This window comes from Photorhabdus aballayi (assembly GCF_026153155.1).
Lineage (GTDB): Bacteria > Pseudomonadota > Gammaproteobacteria > Enterobacterales > Enterobacteriaceae > Photorhabdus > Photorhabdus luminescens.
The window spans coordinates 4,371-17,697 of sequence record NZ_JAPFCD010000022.1 but is presented as its reverse complement, the minus strand read 5'-3'; the positions used below and the strand labels follow the sequence as shown (position 1 = coordinate 17,697).

Below are 13,327 nucleotides of genomic sequence, written 5' to 3'. Positions count from 1 at the left end.
TGCTGATGAGGTTCTTGAGCGCTTGAGCACCGAGGAGGCTCATGCGTCATTTGATCTTGAAAGCGGCCCGCTTATCCGTGTTGCTCTCATCCGGCTCACTGATGACGAATATCAATTTTTGCTGACTTTGCATCACATTATTTCCGATGGCTGGTCTGCCAATATATTGATGCAGGAATTGAATGCGCTCTATACGGCGTTTATGGCCGGGCAACTGGCTCCGTTGCCGCCATTGGCGATTCAATACCCGGATTACGCCGCTTGGCAGCGTCAGTGGTTGTCGGCTGAACGTGTTCAGGTTCAATCTGACTATTGGCGTGCAATGTTGGCTGACGCGCCGGTTATGCTGGATTTGCCCACTGACCGACCTCGTCCGCCGGAGCAGTCGTACGCCGGAGATGCCGTGCCGGTTAACTTAGATGTGGAATTAACGGCAGCCCTTAAGCGTCTGAGTGAGCAGCACGGCGTCACTTTATTTATGACGCTGTTATCTGCTTGGACGGTGGTTTTGTCACGTTTGTCAGGTCAGGACGATTTGGTGATTGGCACCCCGAGCGCAGGCCGTGGTCGTCAGGAAGTGGAGCCGTTGATTGGTTTCTTTGTTAATACACTGGCGTTGCGCATGGATTTATCAGGTGAGCTGACCGTGACGGAATTACTGGCGCGAGTGCGGCAAACTGCATTGACGGCTCAGGAGCATCAGGATTTACCGTTTGAGCAGGTGGTAGAAATCGTGCAACCGCCGCGCCGACTGGCGCATACCCCGTTGTTCCAGGTGATGTTTGCCTGGCAGAACAATGAGAACTCGGAATGGGAATTACCGGGACTGGCGGTTTCACCGGTCTATCAAGCTTTCGATATTGTCAAGTTTGATCTGGAGCTGGGCTTGTTAGAGGAGGAGGACAGGATTGTTGGGGCGTTGAGTTATGCCGCTGCTTTGTTTGATCCATCGACAATGGAACGGCAGGTGGGATATCTGCATGCGGTGCTGCAAGCGATGGTGGTTAACCCCCAACAGCGGATCGGGGAAATTGATATTCTGGCCCCGGCGGAACGCAAGCTATTGCTGGAAACCTGGAATGAGGCGGAAACCGCCTATCCTGAGGCGTTATGTGTTCATCAATTGTTTGAACAACAGGTGGAAAAAACCCCGGAGGCGACGGCGCTGGTGTATCAGGAGCAAACCCTCAGCTATGCCGAATTAAATGCCCGTGCTAACCGGTTGGCCCATCAGCTTATCGCATTGGGTGTCGTACCTGACCAACCAGTGGCAATTTGTGTGTCGCGTTCACCAGTAATGGTGGTGGCGCTGTTAGCGGTGTTGAAAGCCGGTGGAGCCTATGTGCCGCTGGACCCAACCTATCCGTTAGAGCGTCTGGCGTATATCCTGAATGATACGACTCCATCAGTGGTATTGGCTGATGCGACTGGGCGGGCGGCACTGGGTGATGAGGCGTTGAGCGGGCTGACGGTACTTGACCCGAATATCTTGCCAGATCAGTCGGATCGCAACCCGCAGGTCGCTGAGTTGACACCAGATCACCTGATTTACATCATCTATACCTCCGGCTCCACTGGACAGCCGAAAGGGGTGATGGTGGAACATCAGGCGGTGTATCAACGTCATCTGGGCTTTAATGAGACCTATGCGGTCACGGCGCAAGATCGGTTATTACAGTTTGCTTCTTTTGCGTTTGACGTTTCAGTGGAGGAATGTTTCTCGACATTATGCAATGGGGCCACGTTGGTCATGCGTGATGATCGCTGGTTGGCGTCGATGTCGGAGTTTATTGCTTTAGCTTGGCAGAACCGCATCACAGTAATGTCTTTGCCAGCGTTATTTTGGTCTGAACTGATTGTCAGAGACAACAATGTATTACCGTTACCGGATTGTCTCAGACTCATTATCATTGGTGGTGAGGCGGTCAAAAAGAGCGCCATTCAGGATTGGTTTGTGAGGGAGGTCCATCGACCTCGACTATTGAACGCTTATGGCCCGACGGAAAATACCGTCACAGCGACCTGTAAGGAGGTTTTATCCCCCGTCGATGATTGTTCTATCGGCCGACCGCTTAAAAATACCTGTGTTTACCTGCTGGACAAATACGGTCAGTTAGTCCCGCCAGGCAGCGTGGGTGAAATGTATATTGGCGGAGTGGGTGTGGCGCGGGGTTACCTTAACCAGCCGGAATTGAGCGCGGAACGTTTTATACCCGATCCTTTCAGTCCGGTCTCCGGCGCGCGGATGTATGTTACTGGGGATTTGGCTCGCTACTTGCCGGATGGCAGCCTGGAATTCCTGGGGCGTAACGATCATCAGGTCAAAATTCGCGGTTTCCGGGTTGAACTAGGGGAAATTGAGACCCGGCTGGAGAAACACCCGTCGGTGCAAGAGGCGGCAGTGTTGGTATGGGAGGATGAGCAAGGCAAACGGCTGGTCGCCTATGTAGCGGCAGAAGCGAATGAGGGGTTGGCGGCCCGCTTGCGTGAATACTTGAGTGCAATTTTACCTGACTATATGGTACCGGCAGCTTTTGTGCGGCTGGATACTTTACCACAGACGCCGAACGGCAAGTTGGATCGTCGGGCGTTGCCGGCACCAGGAGAAGAGGCATTTGCCCGTCAGATCTATGAAGCTCCGCAAGGGAAGATAGAAACGATGCTGGCGGCTGTTTGGTGTGAGTTACTCGGTGTTGAGCAGATTAGTCGGCATGACAGCTTCTTTGCGCTTGGTGGTCATTCGCTGCTTGCTGTCCGTATGATTGAACGATTGCGGCGTATCGGTCTGAGTGTATCGGTAAAAACGTTATTCCAGCATCCAACACTCTGTATTTTGGCACAGTCTCTGGTTCAGCATAATGAAATTCAAGTGCCTGATAACCGTATTACACCGGATACTACGGCGCTGACACCGGCGATGTTGCCGCTGATTGATTTGACCCAAGCTGACATTGACCACATTGTTGGACAGGTGCCGGGGGGGATCGCCAATATTCAGGATATCTATGCCCTGTCGCCGTTGCAGGATGGCATTTTGTTCCACCATTTGTTGGCAAATGAGGGTGATCCCTATTTATTGACGGGGCAGATGGCTTTTGCTGATCGAGCGTTGTTGGATCGTTATCTGGCGGCGGTTCAACAGATAATTGATCGGCACGATATTCTGCGTACCGCTTTTCTCTGGCAGGGATTGTCAGTTCCGGCGCAGGTAGTGTGGCGTCAGGCTCCATTGTCGGTGACGGAATTGACACTAAGTCCGGCTGATGGCCCGGTCAGTGAACAGTTAACCCGGCGCTTTGATCCGCGTCATCATCGTCTCGACCTGAGCGAAGCGCCGTTGTTACGTTTTGTGGTCGCACAGGAAACGGATGGTCATTGGTTGTTACTGGAATTGCATCATCACTTGATCGGCGACCACGAAACGATGGAAGTAATGCACCGCGAAGTGCACGCGTACCTGACAGGTCAGGAAGATAGTCTGCCTGTGCCGACACCTTTCCGCAATCTGGTGGCTCAGGTCCGGTTAGGGGTGAGTCAGGAAGAACACACCCGTTTCTTTACTGACATGCTGGCGGAGGTAGATGAACCGACCCTGCCGTTTGGTTTGACGGAAGTACATCGTGATGGTTCGCAAGTGACGGAAGTTCACCGGATGTTGCCAGCTGGGTTAAATGACCGTTTGCGTCATCAGGCGAGACATCTGGGCGTCAGTCTGGCGGCCTTGTGTCATCTGGCTTGGGCGCAGGTGTTGGCGCGTACCAGTGGTCAGAAGAATGTTGTGTTTGGCACCGTGTTGTTTGGGCGTATGCAAGCTGGGGAAGGGACAGACAACAGTATGGGGTTGTTCATTAATACCTTGCCGTTGCGGCTGGATATCGATGAGACCCCGGTACGGAGCAGCGTGCAGGCCGCCCATGCTCGACTCGCCGGACTATTAGAACATGAGCACGCGTCACTGGCGCTGGCCCAGCGTTGCAGCGGTGTGCAGGGTGAGATCCCTCTGTTTAATAGCTTGCTGAACTATCGGCATAATACCTTGCTGGCAACGCCGGATGACGTCATCAGTGGTATTGAGTTTATTGGCGGACAGGAGCGGACTAACTATCCGTTAATGCTATCAGTGGAGGATTTTGGCGAATCTCTGGGGCTGACGGCTCAGGTAGTACAGCCGTTTGATCCGGAAAGCCTATGTGGTTATATGCAGCGAGCACTGGAAAGTCTGGTGGATGCCCTTGAGCAAGTGCCGGACATGCCTGTTCGGGCATTGGAAATCTTGCCGAAAGCGGAACGTACGCTGTTGCTGGAAACCTGGAACGCGACGGAAAGCGCTTATCCTGAAGCGTTATGTGTTCATCAATTGTTTGAACAACAGGTGGAGCAAACTCCTGATGCGACAGCGTTAGTGTATGAAGCTCAGACCCTCAGTTATGCCGAATTAAATACCCGTGCTAACCGTCTGGCTCATCAACTTATCGCACAGGGCGTTGTACCTGACCAACGGGTAGCGATTTGTGTGACACGTTCACCGGCAATGGTGGTGGCGTTGTTAGCGGTGCTGAAAGCGGGCGGGGCTTATGTACCGCTAGACCCGGCTTATCCTAGCGAGCGTCTGACACATATTCTGCATGATGCTGACCCCATTATGGTGCTGGCGGATAAGGTTGGCTGGGCTGCACTGGGCGAGGAAGCGCTGGCTGGACTCACGGTACTGGACCCGAATATTTTGCCTGATCAGCCGGACAGTAATCCACAGGCATCTGGGCTGACTTCCCAGCATTTGGCCTATGTGATTTACACTTCCGGCTCCACGGGAGTACCCAAAGGGGTGATGATTGAGCACCGCAATACGGTTAACTTCCTGCATTGGGCTAAGCAGGCCTTTGAGACGGAAGAGATCCGCGAGGTGCTTTTCTCAACATCGATGAATTTCGACCTGTCCATTTTTGAGTGTTTTATGCCGTTGTCTCGTGGGGCGGCGATTCATCTGGTGGATGATGCCTTGTCATTGATGCAGCATGCTCTGCCGGTGACTTTGATTAACTCAGTTCCATCGGCGATGAAACCGTTATTGCAGGCTCAGGCGTTGATGGACTCGGTTCATACTGTCAATCTGGCAGGGGAGCCGCTTAAGGGCGCCTTAATTGAGCAGATCTTCGCAGAAACACAAATACAGCGGTTGTGTAATCTTTATGGACCTTCTGAAACGACAACCTATTCTGCCTGGCTGCCGATACAGAGGGGTGACAGGATCATTGAAAGTATCGGTCGTCCAATAGCCAACACTGGTCTTTACTTACTGGACGAGTATGGTCAACCGGTGCCGTTGGGCGTGGTGGGGGAAATTTATATCGGTGGCGCGGGAGTGGCGCGTGGCTACCTCAATCGCCCAGACTTGACGGCGGAACGGTTCCTGATCGATCCGTTTAGTGATGTGGCGGATGCCCGGATGTACCGCACTGGGGATTTAGCCCGTTATTTGCCGGACGGCAACTTGGAATTCTTGGGCCGTAATGACCAGCAGGTTAAAATTCGCGGTTTCCGCATTGAGCCGGGGGAAATTGAGGCTCGGTTGGTGGAACATCCGACGGTGAGTGAATCTGTGGTATTGGCTCAAGGGGAAGGGCAAGAAAAACGGCTGGTGGCCTATGTAGTGGCAGAAGCCCATGAGGGGTTGGTGACTAGTCTGCGTGCTTACCTGCAAGCTATTTTGCCTGATTACATGGTTCCGACGGCCTTTGTGCGTTTGGATGCATTGCCATTAACGCCGAACGGTAAATTAGATCGTCAAGCGCTGCCAGCGCCGGACAATAAAGCCGTTGCCCGTCAGGTTTACCAAGCGCCGCAAGGAGAAATGGAAATGGCTCTGGCGGCGATTTGGCGTGAAATCTTGGGAATTGAACAGATCAGCCGATATGACAATTTCTTTGCTCTGGGAGGCCACTCATTGTTGGCGGTGCGGGTGATGAACCGGGTAGCCGCTTTGGGTATCGAACTACCTCTAACCACCCTGTTTAAGACTCCTTCATTGAGGGCGTTTGCTGAGGTTATGCAGGCTCGGCCGGGTCAACCAGATAATATCTTGCCGATATCCCGTGATGGAGCGTTACCGTTGTCATTTGCTCAACAGCGCTTGTGGTTTTTGGCCCAGCTTGAGGGTGTCAGTGAAACGTATCATATCCCAATGGTCCTGCGTTTATCTGGACAGTTGGATATTATGGCTTGGCAAAAGGCGCTGGATACCTTGTTTGCTCGTCATGAAGCGTTACGGTCTGTCTTTGTCTCTGTAGATGGTCAGCCGCAAGTGCGGCTATTGGAGCCGGATAGCGGCTTACTGTTATCTCAATATGACCTGCGCGGGATACCAGATGCTGATGTTGTTCTTGAGCGTCTGAGCGTGGAGGAAGCCCATGCGTCATTTGATCTTGAAAGCGGCCCGCTTATCCGTGCTGCTCTCATTCGGATCACTGATGACGAATATCAGTTTTTGCTGACCTTGCATCACATAATTTCCGATGGCTGGTCTGCCAATGTGCTGATACAGGAACTGAACACACTCTATACGGCGTTTATGGACGGACAATCCGATCCGTTGCCGCCGTTGGCGATTCAATACCCGGATTACGCCGCCTGGCAGCGTCAGTGGTTGTCGGCTGAGCGTATTCAGGTTCAGTCTGACTATTGGCGTGCAATGTTGGCTGATGCGCCAGTCTTGCTGGATTTGCCGACAGATCGGCCTCGTCCGTTGGAGCAGTCGTTTGCCGGGCAGGCTGTGCCGATTAACCTGGATGTGGCGCTAACGACCGCCCTTAAACGCCTGAGTGAACAGCACGGCGTCACCTTATTTATGACGTTGTTGTCAGCTTGGTCGGTAGTTCTGTCACGTTTATCAGGTCAGGACGATGTGGTAATTGGCACCCCGAGTGCCGGCCGCAATCATCAGGAAGTAGAGCCGTTGATTGGCTTCTTTGTCAATACGTTAGCGTTGCGCATGGATTTATCGGATGAATTGACTGTGACGGAATTACTGGCGCGAGTTCGGCAAACCGCATTGACAGCTCAGGAGCATCAGGATTTACCGTTTGAACAGGTGGTGGAGATCGTGCAACCGCCACGCCGACTGGCGCATACCCCGTTATTCCAGGTGATGTTTGTCTGGCAGAATAATGAGAACACGGAGTGGGGATTACCGGGATTGGTAGTTTCACCGGTTGATCAAGCTGTTGATGTTGTCAAGTTTGATCTTGAACTGGGCTTGTCAGAAGAAGAGGGCAGGATCGTGGGGGCATTAAGTTATGCTACCGCCCTGTTTGATCCAACGACAATGGCGCGGCAGGTGGGATATCTGCACACAGTACTGCAAGCGATGGTAGCTAATCCTCAGCAGCCGGTCAGGGAAATTGATATTCTTTCTCCGGCGGAGCGCAAGTTGTTACTGGAAACTTGGAACGCCACGGAAACCGTCTATCCTGAGGCATTATGCATTCATCAGTTGTTTGAACAACAGGTGGAGAAAACCCCTGACGCGATAGCATTAGTGTATGAAGAGCAAACGCTTAGTTATGCCGAATTAAATATCCGCGCTAACCGATTGGCTCGTCAATTGATCGAGCAAGGCGTTTGTCCCGGTGATCATATTGCGCTCTTGCTAGCGCGTTCGATAGAACTGGTGGTAGCCCAATTAGCGGTTCTCAAAGCCTGCGCTGTTTACGTGCCGATTGATCCCAGTGTACCGGATGAGCGGAAAAACTGGCTGATAAGTGATTGTTCAGCTAAGTTACTGCTCACCGATACACGGGCGGATATTCCGGCTAACTTGGCTGTACCGTTGCTTCGTCTCTCGGATGAGACAGACATGGGCCACGAAGAGGATCGCTTTAACCTTGACTTACCGCGTTCCAGCACTGAGTTAGCGTATATCATGTACACCTCCGGTTCTACCGGGACACCTAAAGGAGTCTTGGTGCCGCATCGTGCGGTGGTCCGGCTGGTTATCAATAATGGCTATGCTGAAATCGAACCGAATGATCGGGTAGCTTTTGCCGCTAATCCGGCTTTCGATGCCAGCACATTTGAAGTTTGGGCGCCGTTGCTCAATGGTGGTTCGTTAGTGATTGTCGATCATGCCACTTTGTTGATGCCGCAGGCGTTTGTACAAGTTTTACAGGTTCAGCGAATCACTGTTCTGTGGTTGAGTGTCGGATTGTTTAACCAGTTAGCAGCGGCGCTGTCTCCGGTTCTTCCACAGATAAAATGCCTGATTGTTGGCGGAGATGCCCTTGATCCCCATGTTATCGGTCAGGTACTGAATACCAGTCCGCCACAACAGCTATTAAATGGCTATGGGCCGAGTGAAGGCACTACCTTTACGGCCACATACCGTATCACAGCATTAGCGCCCGGAGCGGCCCGTATCCCGATCGGACGACCGGTAGCTAACACGCGGGTTTATCTGTTGGATACTTGCGGTCAGCCAGTACCGTTAGGAGCGGTCGGAGAGATTTATGTTGGGGGCGATGGAGTGGCCTGTGGTTATCTTAATCGGCCTGAATTGACCGCTGAGCGTTTCCTTGTTGATCCGTTCAGTGATAACCCGGATGCTCGCCTATACCGCACCGGGGATTTGGCCCGTTATCTGCCGGATGGCAATCTGGAATTCCTGGGCCGCAATGATCAGCAGGTTAAAATCCGCGGCTTCCGCATTGAGCCGGAGGAAATTGAAGCTCGGTTAGCAGAGTACCCAACGGTACGTGAGGTAGCGGTGTTGGTACGAGGCGAAGGGCAGGAGAAACGACTGGTGGCCTATGTGGCGGCGGAAGCCCGTGACGGATTGGTGAGCAGTCTGCGTGCCCATCTGAGTGCTATTTTGCCTGACTATATGGTGCCGTCGGCCTTTATGCGGCTGGATGCGTTTCCATTGACTGCTAACGGTAAATTGGATCATCAAGCGTTGCCGGAACCGGACAGTGACGCCTTTGTCCACCAAGTTTACGCTGCGCCTCAAGGAGAAACAGAAATAGCGCTGGCGGCTATCTGGCGTGAATTGCTAGGGATTGAGCAGATAAGCCGGTACGACAGCTTTTTTGCCTTGGGTGGTCATTCGTTGCTTGCGATACGGATGGTTGAGCGCTTGCGTCATTTAGGATTGACACTGACGGCGCGTGATCTGTTCCAATCGCCGGTGTTGTCAGACCTGGCGCAAACGTTGGGACAGCATCAGGCTGTGATAGTGCCGCCTAACGTCATCACTTCGGCAACTACGGCCCTGACACCAGCGATGTTGCCGCTGATTGATTTGACTCAGGCTGACATTGACCGCATCGTCAGACAAGTGCCGGGTGGGGTGAGCAACATTCAGGATATCTATGCCCTGTCGCCGTTGCAGGATGGCATTTTGTTCCACCACTTACTGGCAAACGAAGGAGATCCCTATTTGTTAGCCGGTCAGGTGGTCTTCGCTGATCGGACGCTACTGGACCGATATCTGACGGCAGTACAACAAGTGGTTGATCGCCATGATATTCTGCGTACCGCCTTTGTCTGGCAAGAGTTATCTGTGCCGGCTCAGGTAGTCTGGCGTCAGGCGCCTTTATCGGTCACTGAATTGACGTTAGACCCGGCAGATGGACCGATTTGTGATCAACTGGCTCAACGTTTTAATCCTCGTCATTATCGTCTTGACCTGAATCAAGCTCCGTTGTTGCGGTTTGTGGTGGCGCAGGAGGCTGATGGCCGTTGGATGGTATTGCAATTGCTGCATCACCTGATTGGCGACCATACGACGATGGATGTGATGAACGGTGAGGTTCAGGCGTATCTTGCCGAACAGGAGGAGAGCCTGCCTTCCCCAGTTTCTTTCCGTAATTTGGTGGCTGAAGCTCGGCTGGGGATGAGTCAGGAGGAACATACCCGTTTCTTTAGCGAGATGTTGGCGGAGGTGGATGAACCTACATTGCCATTCGGATTGACGGAGGTGCATCGTGATGGTTCACAGGTGACGGAATCCCATCGGATGCTGGCGCCGGAACTGAATGATCGTTTGCGTAGTCAGGCTCGGCGTTTGGGCGTCAGTCTGGCGGCATTGTGTCATTTGGCTTGGGCGCAGGTGTTGTCGCGTACCAGCGATCAAGAGCAAGTGGTGTTCGGCACCGTGTTGTTTGGGCGCATGGCGGCGGGAGAAGGGGCTGACAACGGGATGGGGCTGTTTATCAATACCTTGCCGCTGCGGCTGGACATTGATGATACCCCGGTACGGGACAGTGTGCAGGCCGCCCATACCCGACTGGCAGGATTACTGGAACACGAACACGCTTCACTGGCGTTGGCTCAGCGTTGCAGTGGTGTGCAGGGTGAAATCCCCCTCTTTAGCAGCTTGTTGAACTATCGACATAATGCATTTTCAGCAACGTTGGATGAACTTGTAAATGGTATTGAATTCCTTGATGCGCAGGAGCGAACCAATTATCCGTTAGTGCTGTCGGTAGAGGATTTTGGCGAATCCTTGGGATTGACCGTTCAAGTTGCACAGCCGTTGGAGCCGGAACGGGTATGCGGCTATATGCAACAGGCACTGGAGAGTTTGGCGGCAGCGCTGGAGCAGGCCCCGGAAACACCGGTACGGACATTGAGCATTCTACCGGAAGCAGAGCGTACACTGTTGCTGAAAAACTGGAACGCCACGGGAACCGCCTATTCTGAGGCATTGTGTATTCATCAGTTGTTTGAACGACAGGTAGAGCAAACCCCTGATGCGATAGCATTAGTGCATGAAGAGCAGACTTTCAGTTATGCGGAATTAAATACCTGCGCTAACCGGCTGGCCCATCAGCTTATCGCACTGGGCGTCGTGCCCGATCAGCGAGTGGCGATTTGTGTATCACGTTCACCGGCAATGATCGTGGGGGTATTGGCAATACTGAAAGCCGGTGGCGCCTATGTGCCGCTGGACCCGGTTTATACCGGCGAGCGTCTGGCACATATTCTGACTGATGCCGCCCCGGCTATTGTGCTGGCGGATGATACCGGACGTAGTACGTTGGGCGAGAAAATGTTGACTGAGCTGACGGTACTCGACCCGAATATTTTGCCTGATCAGCCGGATAGTAACCCACAGGTATTGGCATTAACCGCACAGCATTTGGCCTATATAATTTACACCTCGGGTTCGACAGGGACGCCGAAGGGGGTGATGGTCGAACATCGTAATATCCAGCGTTTGTTTGATGCGACTGAATCCTGGTATCACTTTAACCGACAAGATGTTTGGTGCCTGTTCCATTCCATCGCGTTTGACTTCTCGGTATGGGAATTATGGGGAGCGTTACGCTACGGCGCTAAACTGGTGCTGGTGCCGCACGCGATCGCTCGCTCTCCTCAAGAGCTGCATCAATTTGTGTGTCAGCACGGTATCACCGTATTGAATCAGACGCCGAGCGCGTTCAAAGCCTTTATTGCCAGTTATGTTGCTAATCCATTGCCGGACCAGCTGCGTTATATCATCTTTGGGGGAGAAGCCCTCGATCCGGGGATGTTACGGCCGTGGTATCGTCTGCGTGAAGAGACATCACCAAAGTTGGTGAATATGTACGGTATCACGGAGACGACGGTTCATGTGACGTATCGGGAACTGAATCCGCATGATGTGGAACAGACGACCAGCCCTATTGGCGCCCGTATTCCAGATTTAACCCTCTATCTGTTGGATAAATACGGTCAGCCAGTGCCGTTAGGGGTCACAGGTGAATTGTATGTCGGGGGTGCCGGCGTAGCACGGGGTTATCTGAATCGTCCAGAGCTGACGGCGGAACGTTTCCTGATTGATCCGTTTAGTGATCAACCGGGTACTCGTATGTACCGTACTGGGGATTTAGCCCGTTACCTGCCGGATGGCAATCTGGAATTCCTGGGCCGCAACGACCAGCAGGTGAAAATCCGCGGTTTCCGCGTTGAACCGGGGGAAATTGAGGCTCGATTGGTGGAACACCCGGCAGTAAGCGAATCTGTGGTGTTGGCATTGGGGCAAGGGCAAGACCAACGGCTGGTTGCCTATGTCGTGGTGCCAGCGGATGAAGGGCTGGCCAATAACCTGCGTACCCACTTGAGTGTAACTTTACCTGACTATATGGTGCCATCAGCTTTTGTGCGTCTGGATGCATTTCCGCTAACGCCGAACGGTAAATTGGATCGTCGGGCTTTGCCAGCTCCTGACAATGAAGCGTTTGCCCGTCAGATTTATGAAGCGCCACAAGGGGAAACGGAAATTGCATTGGCGGCTATCTGGTGTGAGTTGCTAGGGGTTGAGCAGATAAGCCGGTATGACAACTTCTTCACGTTGGGGGGCCATTCACTGCTTGCCATGCGAATGATAAATCTTGCCGCTGGTCGGGGTTTGGTTTGCACATTGAATGCTGTGTTCCAATTCCCGGTGTTGGCTGAGCTGGCTGCGAAAATCACCTCAGATCTATTGTCTCAGCCGCAAAATAGCGCTGTATCGGTGCGACTGGATGGGACAGGGTTGCCGCTATTCTTTGTTCCTAGCGGCATGGGGGATTACTCCTATGTCTTCGGACTGGCCCGACATATCCCATCGGGCCATCCGATTTATGCGCTACCTTGGCCGTCGATTAATGAAGAGCCGATGGTAACGATGGAGCAGCAAGCGGCGAGAATGATCACCTTGATAAAGGCTATTCAACCAGAAGGCCCTTATCGGCTATGTGGTTACTCTTCTGGTGGAATATTGGCTTATGCTATTGCTCAGCAGCTTTTGAATGCGGGTGAAATGGTCAATTTCTTGGGGTTGATTGATGCGCCTGCGCCGCATTATTTAGGGGAACAGATCATGCAACCTAAATATCGGTTCTTTATTGAACTGGCTCGACAGTCGGAGGAGGAGTACAAGGAAGAGATTGCAGAGTTATACCGTCGAATCGATGAGTTGAATTTTGTGCAGTTTATTGAAGCAGCACAAGAATTGGCATTATATCCGGCAAATCTGCATGCGGATGTGATCGCAAAACGTTGGGGGCAGATCGAGCGTTACGCGCAAATAGTTGCGGATTATGAGCCGCCAGCATTAGCGATAACGCTGCATCAGTTCTATGCGGTAGAGCCTTCCCCTGCTATTTCTTTTATGACGGATGAAAAACCGGAGTCAGTGAGCATGGAGCCATCGTTGGGTTGGGCGCAGATAATGTCTGATACTTCGCTTGAGCTGATTGCGATACCGGGTGACCATTTCAGTTTATTGGAGGATGATGAGAATAAAACCGCTTTAGCTCAGGCTTTGAATAGGGCGCTGGTAATCAGTTGTGATGAAGAGACATCGTAA

The 13,327-nt window shown here is 52.6% G+C and carries 1 protein-coding gene (running past one end of the window); it reads left to right on the top strand.

The annotated features are described in order from the left end of the window. On the top strand, nt 1-13,327 hold the 3' portion of the coding sequence (locus OO184_RS25010; RefSeq protein ID WP_283256297.1) for a non-ribosomal peptide synthase/polyketide synthase. 23,078 nt of this gene lie to the left of the window's left edge; only the last 13,327 of its 36,405 coding nucleotides appear in the window; its start codon lies off the left edge, out of view; its stop codon occupies nt 13,325-13,327.